The sequence below is a fragment of the Curtobacterium sp. VKM Ac-2922 genome, assembly GCF_022815645.1.
Taxonomy (GTDB): domain Bacteria; phylum Actinomycetota; class Actinomycetes; order Actinomycetales; family Microbacteriaceae; genus Curtobacterium.
Genome location: NZ_JALGRO010000001.1, coordinates 230,201 through 249,927 on the forward strand (window position 1 = coordinate 230,201; position 19,727 = coordinate 249,927).

At 72.3% G+C, this 19,727-nt stretch carries 21 protein-coding genes and 1 pseudogene; 18 read left to right on the plus strand and 4 right to left on the minus strand.

All coding sequences use genetic code 11. The annotated features are described in order from the left end of the window. Positions 1-20: 20 nt before the first annotated feature. The 7 genes from MT346_RS01055 to MT346_RS01085 all read left to right on the plus strand — a co-directional run bounded on the left by MT346_RS01055 (position 21) and on the right by MT346_RS01085 (position 6,823). Positions 21-1,097 carry a bifunctional GNAT family N-acetyltransferase/class I SAM-dependent methyltransferase gene (locus MT346_RS01055; protein ID WP_243560858.1) on the plus strand — a complete coding sequence of 359 codons (1,077 nt, stop codon included), beginning with the start codon at positions 21-23 and terminating at the stop codon, positions 1,095-1,097. Beyond that, positions 1,094-1,837: an alpha/beta hydrolase gene (locus tag MT346_RS01060; RefSeq protein ID WP_243560860.1), complete on the plus strand. Its 744-nt coding sequence runs from the start codon at positions 1,094-1,096 to the stop codon at positions 1,835-1,837. Before MT346_RS01055 ends, MT346_RS01060 begins: the two co-directional genes overlap by 4 nt. Then, entirely contained in the window at positions 1,837-2,379 is a 543-nt protein-coding gene (locus tag MT346_RS01065) for an AAA family ATPase (protein ID WP_243560861.1), read from the plus strand. The genes MT346_RS01060 and MT346_RS01065 overlap by 1 nt, the downstream gene beginning before the upstream one ends. A 319-nt stretch (positions 2,380-2,698) precedes the next feature. Continuing rightward, a complete protein-coding gene (locus tag MT346_RS01070) occupies positions 2,699-2,932 on the plus strand; it encodes a toxin-antitoxin system (RefSeq protein ID WP_243560863.1) in 234 nt (77 codons plus the stop codon). Next, positions 2,929-3,378, plus strand: a complete 450-nt coding sequence (locus MT346_RS01075) for a type II toxin-antitoxin system VapC family toxin (protein ID WP_243560865.1) — start codon at positions 2,929-2,931, stop codon at positions 3,376-3,378. Before MT346_RS01070 ends, MT346_RS01075 begins: the two co-directional genes overlap by 4 nt. 100 nt (positions 3,379-3,478) lie before the next feature. Beyond that, positions 3,479-4,246 carry an HAD family phosphatase gene (locus MT346_RS01080; RefSeq protein WP_243560867.1) on the plus strand — a complete coding sequence of 256 codons (768 nt, stop codon included), beginning with the start codon at positions 3,479-3,481 and terminating at the stop codon, positions 4,244-4,246. 66 nt (positions 4,247-4,312) lie between these two features. After that, complete coding sequence (locus MT346_RS01085) at positions 4,313-6,823, plus strand: glycoside hydrolase family 65 protein (protein WP_243560869.1); 2,511 nt, start codon at positions 4,313-4,315, stop codon at positions 6,821-6,823. A 10-nt stretch (positions 6,824-6,833) separates the two neighbouring features. Here MT346_RS01085 and MT346_RS01090 read toward each other — a convergent pair whose 3' ends face one another. Continuing rightward, positions 6,834-7,349, minus strand: a complete 516-nt coding sequence (locus MT346_RS01090) for a DUF1697 domain-containing protein (RefSeq protein ID WP_243560871.1) — start codon at positions 7,347-7,349, stop codon at positions 6,834-6,836. Positions 7,350-7,449: 100 nt separating this feature from the next. On the opposite strand from MT346_RS01090, the gene MT346_RS01095 reads away from it, so the two are divergent. Next, positions 7,450-8,022 (plus strand): helix-turn-helix domain-containing protein, encoded by a 573-nt coding sequence (locus MT346_RS01095; protein ID WP_243560873.1) that lies wholly within the window; start codon positions 7,450-7,452, stop codon positions 8,020-8,022. Then, on the plus strand, positions 8,007-9,311 hold the full coding sequence (locus MT346_RS01100; protein WP_243560874.1) for an MFS transporter: 1,305 nt from the start codon (positions 8,007-8,009) through the stop codon (positions 9,309-9,311). The genes MT346_RS01095 and MT346_RS01100 overlap by 16 nt, the downstream gene beginning before the upstream one ends. Before the next feature lie 90 nt (positions 9,312-9,401). Here the strand turns inward: MT346_RS01100 and MT346_RS01105 are convergent, their stop codons facing one another. Beyond that, a complete protein-coding gene (locus MT346_RS01105; RefSeq protein WP_243560876.1) occupies positions 9,402-9,665 on the minus strand; it encodes a hypothetical protein in 264 nt (87 codons plus the stop codon). A gap of 112 nt (positions 9,666-9,777) precedes the next feature. Between MT346_RS01105 and MT346_RS01110 the strand changes: the two genes are divergently transcribed. Further along, positions 9,778-10,230, plus strand: a complete 453-nt coding sequence (locus tag MT346_RS01110; RefSeq protein WP_243560878.1) for a hypothetical protein — start codon at positions 9,778-9,780, stop codon at positions 10,228-10,230. Positions 10,231-10,266: 36 nt separating this feature from the next. On the opposite strand, the gene MT346_RS01115 is transcribed toward MT346_RS01110, so the two are convergent. Then, on the minus strand, positions 10,267-11,742 hold the full coding sequence (locus MT346_RS01115) for an NCS2 family permease (protein ID WP_243560880.1): 1,476 nt from the start codon (positions 11,740-11,742) through the stop codon (positions 10,267-10,269). Positions 11,743-11,799: 57 nt separating this feature from the next. On the opposite strand from MT346_RS01115, the pseudogene folE reads away from it, so the two are divergent. The 4 genes and pseudogenes from folE to MT346_RS01135 form a co-directional block, all read left to right on the plus strand. Beyond that, a pseudogene (gene folE, locus MT346_RS01120) lies at positions 11,800-12,396 on the plus strand (GTP cyclohydrolase I); the annotation flags it as partial. A gap of 173 nt (positions 12,397-12,569) precedes the next feature. Next, complete coding sequence (gene folP / locus MT346_RS01125; RefSeq protein WP_243560882.1) at positions 12,570-13,499, plus strand: dihydropteroate synthase; 930 nt, start codon at positions 12,570-12,572, stop codon at positions 13,497-13,499. Next, positions 13,496-14,260, plus strand: a complete 765-nt coding sequence (locus MT346_RS01130) for a pyrimidine reductase family protein (RefSeq protein ID WP_243560883.1) — start codon at positions 13,496-13,498, stop codon at positions 14,258-14,260. Before folP ends, MT346_RS01130 begins: the two co-directional genes overlap by 4 nt. Positions 14,261-14,413: 153 nt before the next feature. Continuing rightward, positions 14,414-15,067: an HAD-IA family hydrolase gene (locus tag MT346_RS01135; RefSeq protein WP_243560885.1), complete on the plus strand. Its 654-nt coding sequence runs from the start codon at positions 14,414-14,416 to the stop codon at positions 15,065-15,067. Here MT346_RS01135 and MT346_RS01140 read toward each other — a convergent pair. Continuing rightward, positions 15,030-15,620, minus strand: a complete 591-nt coding sequence (locus MT346_RS01140) for a molybdenum cofactor biosysynthesis protein (RefSeq protein ID WP_243560887.1) — start codon at positions 15,618-15,620, stop codon at positions 15,030-15,032. The genes MT346_RS01135 and MT346_RS01140 overlap by 38 nt on opposite strands. 106 nt (positions 15,621-15,726) lie before the next feature. Between MT346_RS01140 and MT346_RS01145 the strand changes: the two genes are divergently transcribed. The 4 genes from MT346_RS01145 to MT346_RS01160 all read left to right on the plus strand — a co-directional run bounded on the left by MT346_RS01145 (position 15,727) and on the right by MT346_RS01160 (position 19,679). Next, complete coding sequence (locus MT346_RS01145; protein WP_243560888.1) at positions 15,727-17,265, plus strand: AlkA N-terminal domain-containing protein; 1,539 nt, start codon at positions 15,727-15,729, stop codon at positions 17,263-17,265. Further along, entirely contained in the window at positions 17,262-17,774 is a 513-nt protein-coding gene (locus MT346_RS01150) for a methylated-DNA--[protein]-cysteine S-methyltransferase (RefSeq protein ID WP_243560890.1), read from the plus strand. The genes MT346_RS01145 and MT346_RS01150 overlap by 4 nt, the downstream gene beginning before the upstream one ends. Positions 17,775-17,926: 152 nt before the next feature. After that, entirely contained in the window at positions 17,927-18,736 is an 810-nt protein-coding gene (locus MT346_RS01155) for an alpha/beta fold hydrolase (protein WP_243560892.1), read from the plus strand. Between the two features lie 67 nt (positions 18,737-18,803). Continuing rightward, positions 18,804-19,679 (plus strand): hypothetical protein, encoded by an 876-nt coding sequence (locus MT346_RS01160; protein ID WP_243560894.1) that lies wholly within the window; start codon positions 18,804-18,806, stop codon positions 19,677-19,679. Positions 19,680-19,727: the final 48 nt, after the last annotated feature.

The window sequence follows — 19,727 nt, forward strand, 5'->3', positions numbered from 1 at the left end:
ATCGGGATAGATTCCGAGGCGTGACCGTGGAACTCCGAGCGCTCGACGCCGACGACTGGCAGCGGTGGAGCCGGGTCCGGCGCGGCGCGCTCGCCGACGCCCCCGACGCGTTCGGGTCACGGCTGGTCGACTGGCAGGACGCCGCCGAGGATCGCTGGCGTGCACGGTTGTCGATCCCCGGTGCGCTCGACCTGGTGGCGTTCGACGGCGACCGGGCCGTCGGGATGGCGAGCGGCGTCCCCGTCGAGGGCGACCGCGCCGAGCTCATCTCGATGTGGGTCGACCCGGCTGCTCGCGGGCAGGGTGTCGCGGGGGCGCTGATCGACGCGCTGGTGCGATGGGCTGCCGGCGCCGGACGCACCGTGCTCGCGCTCGCGGTGATGCCGGACAACGCCCGTGCCCGCCGGGTCTACGAGCGCGCTGGCTTCGTCGCCCTCGACGAACCCGGGGACGTGCTGCCCGACGGTCGCCACGAGGTGCTGATGCGCCGCGACCTCCGCGCCGACCGCACGCTCGACGCCTACGAACGGGCTGCTGCCGTGTACGCCGACCGGACGAGCGCGGATCGTGCGGCGCTGGTCGACGACCTGCTCGCGCTCGTGCCCCGGGGTGCCCGTGTGCTCGAGCTCGGGTCGGGACCCGGCCGCGATGCGCTGGCGCTCGAGGCAGCGGGCCTGCGCGTGGATCGCACCGACGGCGCCCGGACGTTCGTCGAGCGACTCCGGGCCGACGGGCATGCCGCGCGGGTGCTCGACGTGCGCACGGGGATGTTCGGCAGCGGGTACGACGCCGTGTTCGCGAACGCCGTGCTGCTGCACGTCCAGCGGGACGAGCTGACCGGGGTGCTCCGACGCGCGCTCGTCGCCGTCCGGCCCGGCGGGGTCCTCGCGGCGACGGTCAAGCGCGGCGAGGGCGATGCCTGGACCACGGCGAAGGTGGACCGTGCACGGCACTTCACGTACTGGACCGAGGACGCCCTGACCCGGGTCGTCGCCGACGCCGGCTGGGTCGACGTCGACGTCCGCGAGACCACCGCCCCCGGGGCCGACGAGCGCTGGCTCACGGTCACCGCACACCGAGCAGAGGACCACCGATGAACCGAGCACTCCGTTGGACCACGTGGATCGTGGCCGTCATCGTCCTGCTGGTCGTGGTGTTCCTGGTCTGGGCGAACATCGTCATGCAGGGCACCCGGTCCGCGGCGCTGCAGGTGTGGCGCGACGACCGGGTGGCCGTCCGTGACGTCGGCGACTCCGTGCTGATGACCCCGACGGGCTCGGCGAACGGCGTGGGCATCGTGTTCATCCCCGGCGCGAAGGTCGACGCGTACGCGTACATGGACTCGTTCCGGCAGGTCGTGGCGTCCGGCACCACCGTCGTCATCACGAAGCCGACGCTGCACCTGGCGTTCTTCGACCTGCGTCCGATGTCCACGTTCGAGCGGCACGCACCGTCGGTCACCACGTGGGCGGTCGGCGGGCACTCGCTCGGCGGGGTCCGGGCGTGCCAGCTGGCCGATGACCCGGACGTCGCCGGGCTGCTGCTGTTCGGCAGCTACTGCGCGAACGACCTGTCCGGGTCCAAGGTCGACGTGCTGAGCGTGTCGGGCTCCCGCGACGGGCTGTCCACCCCGGCCAAGGTCGACGCCGCCCGTGTGCGGTTGCCCGAGGACGCGACGATGACCGAGATCCAGGGCTCGAACCACGCCGACTTCGGGGCGTACGGCGCGCAGCCGGGCGACCTGACGGCGACGATCCCGCGGTCCCAGGCGCGGGCCGAGATCAGCGCGGCCGTCGAGCGCTGGGTCGAGCAGCTCCGCGCCGGTGCCCTGAACTGATGCGCCGAGCCGTCCTGGTCCACCTGAACGGCATCCCGGCCAGTGGGAAGTCGACGCTCGCCGCAGCGTGGGTCGAGCGGCACGCGGCTGCGCTGCCGGTCGCGCTGGACATCGACGTGCTGCGGGGGATGCTCGGCGGCTGGCGGGAGCAGCTGCGCCCCGCGGGCTTGGCGGCGCGAGCCATGGCGACAGCCGCGATGCGTGCGCACCTGCGCGCCGGGCGTGACGTCATCGTCCCGCAGTACGTGCGTGCCGACGGGTTCGTCGACGAGCTCGCGGCGCTCGCCCACGACGAGGGCGCCGCCTTCGTCGAGTGCGCCGTCCGTGCCGACGCGGCTGCGGCCGACCGCCGCTTCGCAGCGCGCGCGGTGTCCGGGCCGACGGTCCACGGCGACCTGGGTGGCGACCTGATGGTGGACGTGTTGGCCGACCTGGAGGCCTTCCTCGCCACCCGCGTCCGGCTCACGTGGCTGGGTGGCCTGGACGACGCCACCGCTGTCGCGCTCAACGAACTCGACGCGGCCGTCGCCGCCGCGCGCTGACCCCGGTTCGGTCCACAGGGGAACGCGCTCGGGACACCACCGAACCGGCTCCCACGAGGCTGACTCATCGTCTCCGCATGGCACATGGTGACCACTGATGCGCCGAGCTCCGCGCGTCGTCGCCCTGACCGTGGCGATGCTGGTCGAAACGGTGCCGGGCTCCCGAACAGTGTCGAGAATCGCCGGCGACGACGCCCGGGCGCACCTCAGCGCCGCGGTCGGGCAGCTCCGCGCCGGCCCGCTGAACTGGCTGGGGTTCCGCAGATCGTGTGAACCCTCGCGGAGTGATATCGTCGATGATATCAACCGGAGGTGCAGCATGGTCTCGATCGTCATCCGTGATCTCGACGCGTCCGTCAAGGCGCGGCTCGTCGCACAGGCTTCGCAGCACGGCCGCTCGATGGAGTCCGAGGCGCGCGAGATCATCGCGCGGGGGACCGAGCCCAGGCACATCGGCGTGGCGCTCCTCGACGCCGTCCGCGCAGCCGGAGCCGTCGAGTCACTGCCCCTCCCGCCTCGTGACGACGTCGCACGCGTCGCTGACCTCGGATGATCGTCCTCGACACGAACGTCCTCTCCGAGCTGTTCCGACCGACGCCGGACGACGCGGTCGTGGAGTGGGTGACCACGCTCACCGGCAAGGTCGCGATCACGGCCATCACGGTCGCGGAGCTCCTCGCCGGGGTGCGCCGTCTCGATGACGGCAGGCGCAAGACCGCTCTCGGCCAGGCGATCGGCGGCGTCCTCGACGACTACGACGCGCGTGGCGCGATCCTGCCGTTCGACTCGGTCGCCGCGGAGCACTACGCCGACGTCGTCGTCGGCCGTCTCCGCGCGGGACTGCCCATCTCCACCGCCGACGCGCAGATCGCCGCGATCTGCAGGGCTCGTGCGGCCACCTGCGCGACCAGGAACACCAAGGACTTCGCCGGGACGGGCATCGACCTCGTCAACCCGTGGGGAGCCGGGGGAGCGGAAGTCGACGAACGCGGTCGGTGAACAACGATCCACAGGCGTGCGTCCGAGGCCACGGGCGGCCTGGAGCGGTCCTAGACTCGGCGCAGCACTCGTTCGACACCACTCCCTGGAAGGTGTGTCCATGACGTCGTCTGACCGACGGGCCCCAGCGCGCCTCGCTGATGCGCGCGCGCTCCTCTTCGACCTCGACGGGGTGCTGACGCCGACGGCCGACGTGCACATGCGCGCCTGGAGCCGGCTGTTCACGCCCTACCTCGAGCAGCACGGGGTCGCGCCGTACACCGAGCAGGACTACTTCGCGTTCATCGACGGCAAGCCCCGCTACGACGGCGTCCGCTCGCTGCTCGACGCGCGGGGGATCGACCTGCCGCAGGGCACCCCGGACGACGACCCCGACCAGGACACCGTCTGCGGGCTCGGCAACCGCAAGAACGCCGAGTTCACGGCCGAGCTGACCGAACACGGCGTCGAGCCGTACCCGGGGTCGATGCGGTTCCTGACCGCAGCGATCGACGCCGGGCTGTCCGTGGCCGTCGTGTCGAGCTCCGCCAACGCCAAGCAGGTCCTGCGCACCGCCGGCATCCTCGAGCGTTTCCCGGTGATCGTCGACGGCATGGTCGCGCGCCAGGACGGACTGGCCGGCAAACCCGCGCCCGACACCTACCTCGACGCGGCCAGCCGGTTCGGCCTGACGGCTGCCGAGTGCGTCGTGGTCGAGGACGCCACGAGCGGCGTCGCCGCCGGCCGGAACGGCGCGTTCGGCCTGGTGATCGGCGTCGACCGCGGTGCCGGGGCGGACGAACTCCGTGCCAACGGCGCCGACGTGGTCGTCACGGACCTGGCGGACCTGGTGGCCGAGTTGCCCCAGCCCGCCACGTCGACGACCTAGCCCGACCCGCCGGGCGCGATCCGTGCCTCCAGAGCGTCCCTGACCACTCCCTCCCACGGAGACCCCATGAACCCCATCACCTCGGACCCCCTCGACCGCGTGCGCTACCCGCTCGACGAGTGGGCGCTCGTCGAGACCGAGTACGCCCCCGACGAGCAGGGCGTCGCGGAGACGAACTTCGCGGTCGGCAACGGCTACCTCGGCCTGCGCGGCAACCTCGACGAAGGTCGCGGCGGCGTGCAGTACGGCACGTACATCAACGGCTTCCACGAGACCTGGCCGATCCGGCACGCCGAGGACGCCTTCGGCTTCGCCAAGACCGGCCAGACGATCATCAACGCGCCCGACGCCAAGGTCATCCGGCTCTACGTCGACGACGAACCGCTGGTGCTGGCCGAGGCGGACATCCTGCGGCACACCCGCCGGCTCGACTTCCGTGGTGGGTACCTGCTGCGCGAGACCGAGTGGTCGACGCCGTCCGGCAAGCGCGTGCTCATCCGGTCCCGCCGCCTGGTCTCGTTCACCGACCGGCACCTGGCGGTCATCGACTACGAGGTCACGATGCTCGACCACGACGCGTCGATCCTGCTGTCCAGCCAGATCCTCAACCGCCAGGACGTCGTCGACGAGTACCACGCCGGCATGCGCGCAGCGGCGACCGCGTTCGACCCGCGCAAGGCCGAGTCCTTCACCGAGCGCGTGCTCGAGCCGAAGCTCAAGCGGAACTCGGGCAGCCGGTCGCTGTTGGGTTACCAGGCGGCCAGTTCCGGCATGACCATCTGCGTCGGCGTCGAGCACCGCATCGAGACCGACAACGCGTGGGACGAGTCGTCGTCGATCGAGGACGACCTGGCCAAGCACGTGTACCGCGTGCACGCCAAGGCCGGGCAGCCGATCCGCCTGACCAAGAACGTCGTCTACCACACCTCGCGCGGGGTGCCGGCTCGGGAACTCGCCGACCGATGCGACCGAACGCTCGACCGCGCGCACGCCGAGACGGTCGAGGAGACCTTCGCCAAGCAGCGCACCTGGATGGACGACTACTGGGCGCGCAGCGACGTCGAGATCGCCGGGCAGCCGGAGATCCAGCAGGCGGTGCGCTGGAACCTGTTCATGCTCGCGCAGGCAACGGCCCGCACCGACGGCCACGGCATCGCGGCGAAGGGCGTCACCGGGTCCGGCTACGGCGGGCACTACTTCTGGGACATGGAGATCTACGTCCTGCCGTTCCTGTCGTACACGGCGCCGATCGTCGCGCGGAACGCCCTGCGGTTCCGCTACAACATGCTCGACTCCGCGCGGTCCCGTGCGCGTGAGCTCAACCAGCACGGCGCGCTGTTCCCGTGGCGGACGATCAACGGCGAAGAGTCCAGCGCGTTCTACGCCGCCGGCACCGCGCAGTACCACATCGACGCCGACATCGCTCATGCGCTCATGCAGTACGTGCGGGCGTCGGGCGACACCGAGTTCCTGAAGCGCGGGGCGATCGACATCCTGGTCGAGACCGCCCGGCTGTGGGAGGACCTGGGCTTCTGGCGCTCGAACGGCGACCAGAAGTTCCACATCGACGGCGTCACCGGCCCGGACGAGTACACGACGGTCGTCGACGACAACATGTACACGAACGTGATGGCCCGGGCGAACCTGTGGTTCGCGGTGAACGCGTGCCGCGAACTCGCGGTCGACGACCCGGAGGAGTACGCCCGCATGGTTCGGCGCACCGGGCTGAGCGAGGCCGAGGTCGTCGACTGGGAGCGTGCGGCCGAGTCCATGGAGATCCCGTTCGACCCGCACCGTGGCATCCACCCGCAGGACGCCCAGTTCCTCGACAAGGAACTCTGGGACCTCGAGAACACGCCCGAGTCCAAGCGCCCGCTGCTGTTGCACTACCACCCGCTGGTGATCTACCGGTTCCAGGTGCTCAAGCAGGCGGACGTCGTGCTGGCGCTGTTCCTGCAGGGGCACGAGTTCACCCCGGCCGAGAAGCGCCGCGACTTCGACTACTACGACGCGCTGACCACGGGCGACTCCACGTTGTCCGCGGTCGTGCAGTCGATCATGGCGGCCGAGGTCGGTTACCACGAGCTCGCCGAGCAGTACTTCCAGACGGCGCTGTACGTCGACCTGGCCGACCTGCACGGCAACACCTCGGACGGCGTGCACATCGCGTCGACGGGCGGCATCTGGGGCGGGCTCGTCAACGGGTTCGGCGGTATGCGTGACCACGGCGGCAAGATGTCGTTCAACCCGCGGCTGCCGGCGTCGTGGGAGCGCCTGACCTACCGCCTGACCGTGCGCGAGTCACGGGTGCGGATCGACCTCGAGCAGGAACGCATGACGTTCACGGTCGAGACCGGCTCGGGGTTCACGGCGTGGGTGCACAACCAGCCGCACGACATCCAGGCCGGTGAACCGACGGTCGTCGCGATCCCGCACCACGGGCCGCGCATGTCCGGACACGCCCCGACGACCAGCGACATCCAGGGCACCCTGCGAGCCGACGGGTCGGTCATCACGGCATCGATCCCGACGATCTCGCTGGAGCGCGAGCTGGAACCGGACGAGCAGACCGTCTGAGCGCCGACCGTCAGAGCAGCTTGCGCAGGGTGTTCGCGTTGCGGGTGGTCGTCGTGCGCCTGAACCGTGCGGCGCCGGCGCGCTTCGCGAACGTGGTGTCGGTGCTCGATCCCTTCGGGCACGACCAGTACACGACGCCGGGTCCGCGCTCGACCCGTTCGACCGCGGGGTCCAGGTCGAGGTCCGCCAGCAGGTCATCGAGCGCGGCGTCGTCGGAGCCGAACAGCACGTAGTCGTGCCGGTCCGGGGCCGAGGGGAACGGGAACCCGTCCACGATCGCGGCCAGGTCGTCGTGGGGGACGAGCACGATCCACGCGTCGTACCCGAACCGGTCGCGCAGGGCCTGCTCGACGTCGGCCTTCAGGCGACCCGGCTCGGCGTCGGCGCCGAACACCACGTTGCCGGACGCCAGAACGGTGCGCACGTCCGTGTACCCGCGCTCGGTGAACAGCGCCCGCAGGTCGGCAGACCGGATCGTGATCCCGTTGACGTTCACCCCGCGCAGCAGCGCGATCCACCTGGCCATGTCGCGACCGTACCGCGACGGCCCGACGCGCGTCGGGCCTCCTGGCCGTAGATCCACAACGAGTCTTGCGCAACATGTCTTGCGGACCTAGGCTCGCGCCATGGACAACGGACGCATCGACGACCCGGCGCACATGCGGGCCCTCGCGCACCCCACGCGGCTGCGCATCCTGGGGTTGCTCCGGGCCAGTGGTCCCCAGACCGCCGCCATGCTCGGCGAGCTGATCGACGAAGCACCGGGCACGATCAGCTACCACTGCAGCCGACTCGCTGGTGCCGATCTGATCGAACCGGCACCAGGCCTCGGGACCGATCGTCGCGAGCGGTGGTGGCGGGCCGTGCACGAGTCGTCGTCCTGGTCCCTCGAGGACGCGCTCGACGACCCGGAACGCTCGCTGGCCGTCAGCGCGCTCGACCGCGCGGTGGCCCGCACGTACGCCGCCAACTACGAGGCCTACGTCGACCGGGCGGCGACCTACGGACGCGAATGGGTCGCCGCCGGCACCAGCTCCGACCGGGTGGTCCGCCTGACGGTTGCCGAGCTCGCCGAGCTCGGCGCCGAGATGCACGCGGTGATGGAGCGGTGGCAGGCGGTCGGTGCTCAGCACGTCGAGGGCGACGGGTCCGAGCAGGTCGTCGTGCTCCAGCAGGCGTACCGATGGCCGCGCGTCTGAGCCCCCGCGGGCGGCTCCGTGCACTCCTGGCAGTGCAGGTCGCTTCGCGGATCGGCAACGTCGTCACCACCGTGAGCGTGCCGTTCGTGGTGCTCGCCCGTGGTGGGTCGGCGACGGACGTGGGCATCACGGCCTTCGTGGCGACGGTGCCGATCGTCCTCGGAGGCCCGTTCGGCGGGGCCCTGGTGGAACGCGTCGGGTTCGTCCGGTCGAGCATCGGGTCGGACGTCGTCAGCGGTGTCACCCTGCTCGCCATGCCGGTCCTGGCGTGGACCGTGGGGCTGCCGTTCTGGGCGCTGCTGGCACTGGTGTTCGTGAGTGGACTGTTCGACATGCCCGGGGAGTCCGCCCGCCGCGTGCTGCTGCCCGGGCTCGCGACCCAGGCGGGCGTGCCGCTGGAACGGGCGGTGGGGCACTTCGAGGCGTCGGCGCGGTTCTCCGTGCTGATCGGCGCACCGGTCGGTGGCGTCCTGGTCGCGGTCCTCGGTCCGCTGCCGGCGTTGGCGTGCACGGCGCTCGCGTTCGGCGCGGCCGCACTGCTGACGGCGCTGTTCGTGCGCGCTGCCGAGGTGCCCGCGGTGACCGCGGACGCTGCGGGACAGCCCACATCGCGCGGCTACTGGCGCGACCTCGCCGAGGGGTTCCGTTTCTGCGCCCGCGACCCCTTCTTCCGGCTGATCATCGCGCTGGTGCTCGTCACGAACCTGCTGGATGCGGCGCGGTCCACGACGCTGTTACCGCTCTACGCCGACGAGCGGCTCGGGGGAGCGCAGGCGCTCGGCTTCGTCACGGGGACGTTCGGTGGTGCGGCGTTCCTTGGCTCGGTCGTGTTCGGGTACGTCGCCCACCGGGTCCCGCGACGCATCACCTTCGTGGTGTGCTTCGTGCTGGCGGGCGGCCCCTCGCTGCTGGTGCCGGCGCTCGGCCTCGGGCTGCCGTGGATGCTGGTGGCGAGCGCGGTGTCCGGGCTGGCCGCGGGGTCACTCAACCCGATCCTGGGGGCCGTCGAGCTCGAGCGCATCCCGGAGCACATGCGGGCGCGGGTCTTCGGGCTGCTCGGCGCGGGGTCGTGGGCGGGGATCCCCCTGGGCGGGCTGCTCGCAGGGTTCGCCGCGCAGGGCATCGGCGTGTCGGCGACCTTCGCCGTGGTCGTCGCGCTCTACACGGTGGTGACGCTGGCACCGCTGACAGGAGGCGCGTGGCGGCTCATGGAGCGGCCGTCCGGCTCCGGCGAGACTCACCCTGGCGGACATGGTGCGGCTCCGGAGGAGCGCATCCTGTCCGCCTGACCGAGACTCGGCCCGCGGCCGACGGCCGACGGCGCGCGCAGCGCGCGCCGCGCGCGCAGCGCGCGCCGCGCGCGCCGCGCGCGCCGCGGCTCAGGACCAGGTGCGCGCGACGGTCCAGCCACCGCGGTCGGGGACGATGTCGAGCACCAGCGTCTCGCGGTCGTCGGCGGTCACCTGGAAGCGCCACCCCGCGGTGCGCTCGGGGGCGTGGGTGATGGCGGTGGGCAGGTCGGTGGGCGTGACGGTGAGCCGGGTCGGCACGTCGGTCACCCGCCAGCGGCGCCCCTGCCAGACGATCCGCACCGGCGTGCCGTGCTCCCACCAGACCGTGACGGCTGCATCGACGACGATCATCGGGTCCTCCTCGTTCGAACGTGTGTTCGAATGGTAGGCGTCCGTTCCGACAGCGCGCAACCGACATCACAACCGGGAGCGGTCCCCGGAGCTCTCGTGTAGACGAAGAGGCATGACGAACGACGCACAGGGTCCCGACGCAGCACACCAGGTCCCGGACGGGGTCTCCGACGCCACGGTCGAGGCCCTCGGCACGCTGTCCGCAGCGGTCGAGGCCATCGAGCACGCCCGAGGCCTGCTGTACGGCTTCCACCGGCTGACGGGCAAGGCAGACCTGGATCTGGGCGATGCCGTCGAGCAACTCCGGGCGGCCGGGCACACCGAGCTGGCCGACCGCATCGACACCGAGCTGATCGGCCGCAACGTCATCGCGGGACGATGGACGTTCCAGATCGTCGAGGACTACGACGACGGGTACTACGCGCTCGCCAAGGAGCTCGAGCGCACGGCGCGGGACGAGTTGGCCGAGGGGCGCCGCCACCTGCTCGAGGCGCGCATGAAGGAGGACCGGCGCACCGGTGGCCGACGCCACCACGAGGCGACGCCGGCCGACCTGCCGGAGTGACCCCGGGCCTCCGGGCCGACGCCGGGGGAGGCTGCGTCAACCGACGCCGAGCACGGCCTCCAGCGGACCACGCGCGAAGTACAGCAGGAAGCCCGCGGCGACGACGTAGAGCAGCCACGAGACCTCGCGGCCTCGGCCGGACAGGGCCTTGATGAGCACCCAGCTGATGAAGCCCGCGCCGATGCCGTTGGCGATCGAGTAGGTCAGCGGCATCACGACGATCGTCAGGAACGCCGGCAGTGCCGACCCGAAGTCGGTCCACGAGATGTCTGCGACCTGGGCGACCATGAGCGCACCGACGACCACGAGCCCCGCGGCGGCGACCTCGAGCGGGACCACCTGGGTCAGCGGCGTCAGGAACATCGACGCCAGGAACAGCAGTCCGGTGACGACCGAGGCCATGCCGGTCCGTGCGCCCTCGCCGATGCCCGCTGCCGAGTCGATGAAGACGGTGTTCGACGACACCGACGCGCCACCACCGGCGATCGCGCCGGCACCCTCGACGACGAGCGCGGCCTTCAACCGGGGGAACGTGCCGTCCGGGCGCGCGACGCCGGCGGCCTTCGCCAGACCGGTCATCGTGCCCATCGCGTCGAAGAAGTTCGTGAAGACCAGCGTGAAGACGAGCATCGACGCGGCGAGCGGCCCGATGCGGCTGAACGCGCCGAACAGGTCGGCGTGCCCGACGAGCGACAGGTCGGGGACGGCGAACAGCGCACTCGGCAGGCCCGGGGCGTTGAGGTTCCAGCCGGTCTTCGAGTCGACCGAGGTCGGCACGTGGAAGATCGCCTGCAGGATGATCGCGATGATCGTCGTCGCCACGATGCCGATGAGCAGGGCGCCCTTGACCTTGCGGGCCATGAGCGTGCCGATGATCACCAGGCCGATCAGGAACACGATCGTGGGCAGCGCGCCGACGGAGCCGTCCTCGCCGAGCTGCAGCGGGGGCGACGCCAGGCCGGAGGAGCGGACGAAGCCCGAGTCGACCAGCCCGATGAACGCGATGAACAGCCCGATGCCGACCGTGATCGCGGCCTTGAGCTGCGCCGGCACCGCGGTGAAGATCATCGTCCGGATGCCTGTCAGTGCCAGCACGACGATGACCACGCCGTTGATCACGACCAGCCCCATCGCTTCGGCCCACGTGACCTGGTGGACGACGCTGACGGCCAGGAACGAGTTGATCCCCAGGCCGGCGGCGATCCCGAAGGGCAGGTTCGCGATCAGCCCCATCGCGATCGTCATGAGCCCGGCGACGAGCCCGGTCGCGGCAGCGACCTGCGCGTTCTCGAGCCACCCGCCGGTGACGTCCTTGGCGGCCTGGTCGGCGCTGAAGCCACCGAGGATCAGCGGGTTGAGGATGACGATGTAGGCCATCGTCACGAACGACACGAGGCCACCACGGACCTCGCGGGGGATGCTCGATCCGCGCTGGGTGATGGAGAAGAAGCGGTCGAGGCCGGAAGCGACGCGGTTCCGGGGCGTTTCGGTTGTCTGCGGGGCGCTCACCAACGAAGTTTAAAGGAACCTGGGACCCGGGCGCGACGTACCCCGGGCTTCGTTCCCCGGATGTTCCTGGTGTTGGATGAGTGGGTGACCCAGCCCTTCGACCGTGTTCGTGTGGAGGCCGCGGTCCGCGAACTCCTGCTCGGCATCGGTGACGACCCAGACCGCCCGGAACTCGCCCGCACGCCCGCCCGTGTCGCGGACGCCTACACGGAGTTCTTCAACGGCATCGGCACCGACGCCGTCGCGATCACCCGGCAGGGCACCGTGCACGCCGAGGACGGCGACCGCGGCCAGCTCGTCGTCGTGCGCGACGTCCGCTTCCGGTCCGTGTGCGAGCACCACCTGCTGCCCTTCATCGGGGTCGCGCACCTGGCGTACGCACCGGGTGACGAGCTCATCGGCCTGGGGACGCTGTCGCGCGTGCTCGACACCGTCGCGTCGCGTCCGCAGCTGCAGGAGCGGCTCGGGGAACAGGTCGCGGGGACGATCGCCGAGGGACTCGACGCCCAGGGCGTGCTGGTCGTCCTCGACGCGCAGCACCAGTGCGTGACGACCCGTGGCGAGCGGCAGAGCGGCTCGACGACCGTGACCGTGGCTGCCCGGGGGACCCTGGCCGAGCCGGCCGCCCGCGCCGAGGCGATCGCCCTGATCAGCGCCCGCGGCAGTGGCCCGGGCATCGAGCACGACGGCCACGCCGACCCTGCCGGCCAAGCCGACCCTGCCGGCCAAGCCGACCCTGCCGGCCAAGCCGACCCTGCCGGCCAAGCCGACCCTGCCGGCCACGGCGGCGGCGCCGACCACACCGGTCAACCCGACCACGAGGCGGACGCATGACGACCGAACCGGCCGTGCCGAGCCTCCAGGCAGCCCCCGGGTGGGTCGTCCCCGTCCTGCGCCACCCGGTGCGCACGCTCGGCCGGCGCACCATCGACTTCGACCACCGCATCGCGGTGATGGCGATCATCAACCGCACGCCCGACTCGTTCCACGACCAGGGCGCCACGTTCGAACTCGACCGCGCCGTGGCGGCCGCCGTCCGTGCTGCCGAGCAGGGCGCCGACTGGGTCGACATCGGGGGCGTCAAGTTCGCTCCGGGCCCGGAACTGCCCGCGGCCGACGAGATCGACCGGGTGGTCCCCGTCATCGCCCAGCTGAGCGCCGAGTCCGACGTCATCATCAGCGTCGACACGTTCCGCGCCGACGTCGCACGGGCCGCGATCGAGGCCGGGGCGAACGTCGTCAACGACACGACCGGCCTGTCCGATCCGGCGATGGCCGCGGTGGTCGCCGACTCGGACGCGACGATCGTGATCACCCACTCGACCGCGCCGCCCCGCACGAAGCTGCCGGAGCCGCCGCACTACGACGACGTCACGGCCTCGGTCGTGGGCTTCCTGCGGGAGCGGGTCGACCGGGCACTCGCCGCGGGCGTCCCCGAGTCGCGGATCATCGTCGACCCGGGGCACGACCTCAACAAGAACACCGTGCACACGCTCGAGGTGACACGGCGTCTGCCCGAGGTCGTCGCGCTCGGCTACCCCGTGCTCGCCGCGGTGTCGAACAAGGACTTCGTGGGCGAGTCCCTCGGCCGACCGCGCGGGGAGCGGCTCTCCGGTTCGTTGGCGGTCGCCACGGTCAGCGCGATGCTCGGCGCGCGGATCGTCCGGATGCACGACGTGGCCGAGTCCGTCGACGCGATGCGGATGGTCGAGGCGACCCTCGGGTGGCGCGCACCCCTGGAATCGAGGCACAACACGTGACCCTGCTCCCCGCCCCGATCGCGGACCTGTCCGACGACGACGTGGTCGCCCTGTACACCGACGGTGTCGGCCTGGAGGCCCCGCCAGCGTCCGCCACGTCGGCCGGCGGCTGGATCCGGGTCAACTTCGTGGCCACCGCGGACGGCGCCGCCTCGACCGGCGGCGTGTCCGGCTCGCTCGGCGGTGACGACGACCTGCGCGTCTTCGAGCTGCTGCGTCGGTTCGCGGACGTGGTGCTCGTCGCCGCGGGGACGGTCCGCGACGAGGGCTACGGTCCGATGCGGCTGCGGGAGTCCGACGTCGCCTGGCGGCGGGCGCACGGCAAGCCCGACCACCCGGTGTTCGCGATCGTCACCGGGTCGTTGTCGCTCGATCCCGCGTCGAACGTGTTCACCGACGCGCCGGTGCGACCGCTCGTGTTGACCGCGGCGTCCGCGCCCGACGACCGTCGTGCGGCGTTGTCCGCCGTCGCCGACGTCGTGTCCTGCGGCCAGGAAACCGTCGACGTGGCGCTCGTGCGTGCGGCCCTGGTGTCGCGCGGGCTGACGGCGATCCACTGCGAGGGCGGCCCGTCCTTCCTGGGGGCACTCGTTGCCGCGGACCAGGTGGACGAACTCTGTCTGACGATCGACCCGTCGCTCGAGGGCGGTGCCGCGCCGCGCATCAGCACGGGATCCTCGCCCGAGCTGCGCCGGATGCGCCTGGCGCACGTGCTGCTCGGCGCGGACGACGTGCTGCTGACGCGGTACGTCCGCCGGTAGGGTCGGGCGCTGTGCTGCGCTGTGCTGCGCCGTGCTGTGCTGCGCCGTGGTGTGCTTCGCACCCCGGTGCGGCCATCGCGCCCCGGTGTCCGCGGGCGCGATGTCCGCGGGTGGGTGCAATGCGCCGTGAGTGTGCCCGGTAGGGTCGGGCGCGTGATCGACATCGTGGCGTCCGGGGTCCTGTTCGACATGGACGGCACGCTCGTCGACTCGACATCGGTGGTCGAGGGCGCGTGGGGCCGGTTCGGCGCCGCGCACGACATCGACCCGCGGACGATCCTCGCCTTCTCGCACGGCCGTCAGACCATCGACACGATCCGGCACTTCCTGCCCGACCTGCCGCCCGCCGAACAGCGACGGGTCGCCGAGGCGCTCGTCGCGGACGAGGTCGAGAACACCCGCGGCATCGTCGAGGTCCCCGGGGCCGCGGCCTTCGTGCGACGCCTGGTCGACGCCGGGGTGCCGGTCGCCCTCGTCACGAGTGCGCCGCGCGACCTGGCACTGAACCGGATGCGTGCCGCCGGGGTGCCGGTGCCCCAGGTCGTCGTGACGTCCGAGGACACCGGGCAGGGCAAGCCGCACCCCGAGGGTTACCTGCGCGGCGCCGAGCTGCTCGGGCTCAGCGCCGACCGGTGCCTGGCGTTCGAGGACGCCCCCGCGGGTGTCGAGTCCGCTCGCGCATCGGGTGCGACCACCGTCGTCGTAGGGGCGCTCGAGTCGGACGCCACGGTCGGGATCCCCCGGGTGCACGGGTACGACGGTGTCGAGGTCACGGTCGAGGGATCCGCGTTCCGCATCCGCGGCTGACCGGCACGGGGTGGGCCGTGCGGAGCACCGCCGGGCCGAGGGTGAGCACCCCGTCGGTCTCGGGGTCGCACCGCACCCCGCCCCGGCCGCGCATCCCCCGGAACGCCCCCGGTGCGATCTCGTGGTCCATCCACGCGCACGGGTTCGCCGCCCGGTAGCCGCGGAACCCGACGGGGCCGGACCCGGTGTCGAGCGAGAACGGCTCGCCACGCAGCGCCTCGACGTCGACGCCGCGCAGGAACACGTTGCGCCGGGTCGCGACGGGGTCGACCGTGACACCGAGGGCCCGGCCGAGGTCCTCGAGCGGCTCGAGTCCGATCACGGTCACCGACGCGTGCACGTGGGCGCGCGCCGCGAAGTACCGGTCGCCCACGATCCCGAGCCCGGCGCGCAGCTCGATGCCCTCGCGCAGTTCGTCCTCGTCCGCCGGCAGTGGTCCGTCGGCGGGACGGCCCTCGTAGCGGTGGCGGCGGGAGACCAGGAGCAGGGCGACCTCGACCCGGGTGACGTGCGTGAGGGCCGTGGACGCGACCACGTCGTCAGCTGCACCCATGCGCTCGACGGTAGTCGAGCCTCCCGTCCGGTGTGCCCGGGCATCCCCGTCCTGCCGTGTCCGATTCCCGCCAGTCGATGACGGTGGCGCGTGTCAGGCTGACGGCATGACCGACGCACTGCACGACGAACGACACCGCATCGCCGCCTCGCGCGACGCGCGGTTCGACGGGCAGTTCGTCACGGCCGTGCACTCCACGGGCATCTACTGCCGACCGAGCTGCCCGGCCCGCACGCCCCGGTCCAGCGGGGTCACCTTCTACCGCACCAGCGCCGCCGCGCACCTGGCCGGGTACCGCGCGTGCAAGCGCTGCCTGCCCGAGGCGACGCCCGGCAGCCCGGAGTGGGACCTGCGCGAGGACGTGGCGGGACGCGCCATGCGCCTGGTCCTCGACGGCGTGGTCGAACGCGAAGGCGTCTCGGGGCTGGCGGCGCGCGTCGGCTACTCGGAGCGACACCTCGGCCGGATCCTCACCGAGGAACTCGGCGCCGGACCCAAGGCCCTCAGCCGTGCGCACCGGGCGCAGACCGCGCGGACCCTGCTGACGTCGTCGGACCTGCCGATCGCCGACGTCGCCTTCGCGGCCGGGTTCGCGAGCGTCCGCCAGTTCAACGACACGGTGCGCGAGGTCTTCGCGGTCACGCCGACCGAGCTCCGCGCGCGCCGTCGCATCGCTCCGACGCTCGACGGAGGCCTGCACGTGCACCTGCCAGCCCGTCCGCCGTTCGACGCGCAGGGGCTGCTCGACTGGCACGCGCTGCACGCACTGCCGGGGCTCGAGCAGGTACAGGTCGGTGACGACGGTGTGGTCACCGCGTACGCGCGGCTGGTCGACCTGCCAGGAGGCCCGGGCTGGTTCCGCGCATCGGCTGCGGTCCCCGACCGGGCCGGCCGGGGCTCCGGGATCGACCTGGTCGTCCGGGTCACGGACCTCAGCGACCTGCCGACCCTGGTGGCGCGGGTGCGGTCCCTGTTCGATCTCGATGCCGACCCCGTGGCGGTCGACACCGTCCTGGGTGGTGTCCCGGTCCTCGCGCCGGCGGTGGCGCGGGTGCCCGGCATCCGGCTACCGGGGGCGGTCGACGCGCACGAGGTCGTGTTCCGCACCCTGATCGGGCAGCAGGTCTCGGTCGCGGCGGCCCGCACGGCACAGACCCGCCTGGTCGCGGCGCTCGGCGTCCCGGTGCCCCCATCGATCGCACCGGACGGCCTGCTGTTCCCGTCCGCCGACCGCATCGCGGCGGACGGCGCCACGGTGCTGCGAGGACCCGCGGCCCGCGTCGACACCATCCTGCGCGTGGCGGCCGCACTGGCCGACGGATCGCTCGTCGTGCACGGCGGGCAGTCGCTCGACGAGCTGCGCGCCGGGTTGCTCGCCGTCAAGGGGATCGGGCCGTGGACGGCCGACTACGTCGCGCTCCGCGTGCGGCACCATCCCGACGTCTTCCTCCACAGCGACCTGGCCGTGCGCAACGGTGCACAGGAACTCGGCCTGCCCGGAACCGCGCGCGAGCTCTCCCTATGGTCGGAGCAGGTGGCCCCCTGGCGGAGCTACCTCACGATGCACTGCTGGCGGCCGATCGTCGACCGCGCCACCGCCGCTGCTCGCGCTGCCCACTCGACCACCCGGAAGGACACCCCATGACCGACGCCGTGATCTCCACACTCCAGACCCCCGACGGGTCGTTCACCGTGCTCGAGGACGACCAGGGCCGGGTCCTCGCCTCGGGCTGGACCGACTCGTTCGACCGGGTCGTCGCGCGCATCCCCGCCCGGCACCGACCGGTCACCATCACCGAGGGGACGGTCACCTCGGCCGACGCCGTCGACGCGTTCTACGCGGGCGAGATCGAGCACGCCATGCAGGTGCCGGTCCGGCAGGTCGGCACCGAGTTGTTCGAAGCCGGGTGGCGGCAGCTCCGGCAGATCCCCGCCGGCTCGACGCTGACGTACACCGAGCTCGCGGCGGCGATGGGGCGCCCCGACGCCGTCCGGGCAGCAGCGAGCGTGTGCGCCCGGAACGCTCCGGCGCTCTTCGTCCCGTGCCACCGCGTGCTGCGCTCCGACGGGTCGCTCGGCGGGTTCGCATGGGGGCTCGACGTCAAGCGCTCGCTGCTCGAACACGAGTCGGTCCAGTCGGACACCCTCGTCTGAGCAGGGCGTCCGCTGACCGCACGCTGTGTCTGCCCCTGGAACCGGGGGGAGACGTCCCAGGTGTGGCCTGTCACACTCGTCACAACCGACGACCGCGCGGTCCGGCCCCCAGGGCTCGATGCACCGCGGACGTATCCATCCTGAAGGACCCCATGACCGCTCCAGTCGACCGAACGGTCGTCTCCGCCGACGGCACCGTCCTTGCCGTGTCCGAAGCGGGTGCGGGTCCAGCGGTCGTCATCGTCGGCGGGGCCTTCCACCACCGCGGCACCCCGTACGTCGACCGGCTCGTGGACCTGCTCGCGGCGGACCACCGGGTCATCACGTACGACCGACGGGGCCGCGGCGCCAGCGGTGACAGTGACACGTGGGCGATCGAGCGCGAGTCGGACGACTTCCGTGCCGTGGTCGAGAGCGCCGACGCGCCCGTCACCACGATCGGCATCTGCGTGGGCGTCGGGGTGGTCCTGCACGGCATCGCCGCGGGTGCCCCCGTCGACGGCGCCGTGCTGTGGGAACCGCCGTACCGCGCCAGTGTCGACCCGCATGCCGAGGACGTCGTTTTTGCCGACGTCCTCGACGAACACGTCGCCGCCGGCCGTCGTGGTGCTGCCCTCCGCGCCTACCTCGCCCAGGTGATCGGCATGCCGATGGGGCAGATCGCGGGCCTGCGGCTGAAGTCCGGCCTGTGGCGCACGCTGCTGGCCGACGCGCACGTGCTGCCGCGCGACGTCCGGATGCTCAACGGCCTGGCCATCCCCGAGCGGGTGCTGGCCTCGGTCGGGGTCCCCGTGCTGGTGGCGTCGGGCACCGAGTCGCCGGACTGGATGGCCCCCGCGTCACGCGCTGCGGTCGAGGCGATCCCGGGTTCGGTGCACGTCACGGTGCCCGGGCAGGCCCACGTGCCCGATGCCGAGGTGCTGGCGAGCCTGCTCGACCGGGCACGGACCGCGCAGCACTGACCCGCAGGGACCCTCGGGTTCGGGGCTGCCGCGCCGGGTCCGGCCCGGGGTGCGAGAGGATGGCACCGTGACCGCACCCCGACTCGGACTCCTGCTGGACGTCGACGGCCCCATCGCCAGCCCCGTCTCGCGCACCATCGCGATCCCCAGCATCGTCGCCGACCTGGTGGCGCTCGCCGCCGAGGGCATCCCCGTCGTCTTCAACACCGGACGGAGCGACGCCTTCATCCGCGAACAGGTGGTCGGGCCGCTGCTGGCCGGTGGCCTGGCTGCGGGCGGGCGGGTCCACGCCGTGTGTGAGAAGGGCGCCGTGTGGTGCTCGATCGGCCCGCAGTACCCCGACGGCATGGGCGACCTGACCGTCGCCGAGGACCTCGCCCTGCCCCGCGACTACGCCGACGAGATGCGCGAGCTCGTCCGGACCGACTACGCCGACCTGGTGTTCTTCGACGAGACCAAGCGGGCGATGGTGTCGATCGAGCAGCGCGTCGAGGTGCCGAACGCCACGTACCTCGAGCGCCAGCCGGGGTTCGACGCGCTCGCGATGGCGGCCCTCGAGCGCCGCGGTCTGGGTGTCCGCCGGCTCGACGACGTCCGCCCCGACGCCGACGGTGCGGTGCAGTGGCGCATCGACCCGACGATCATCTCGACCGACGTCGAGTCCGACCGCAGCGGCAAGGACCTGGGGGCCGAGCGGTCCCTCGAGCTGCTGGCCCAGGACGGCGAGCTCCCCGTTGCGTGGCGCACGATGGGCGACTCCCGCAGCGACTACGCGATGGCCGACTGGCTGCACGCGAACGGGCACCAGGTCGCGCACGTCGACGTCCGGCCGGCCGACGGGGTCCCCGAGACGCCGTACCCGGTGTGCACCGCCCCCGAGGGCGTCATCCACGACGAGGCGGGCGCACGGTTCCTGGCGGACTGGCGCGCCGGGCGCAGCTGAGCCGGCCGCAGCTCTGCCGGCACCGCTCAGCCGACGCGGGCGAGCCGG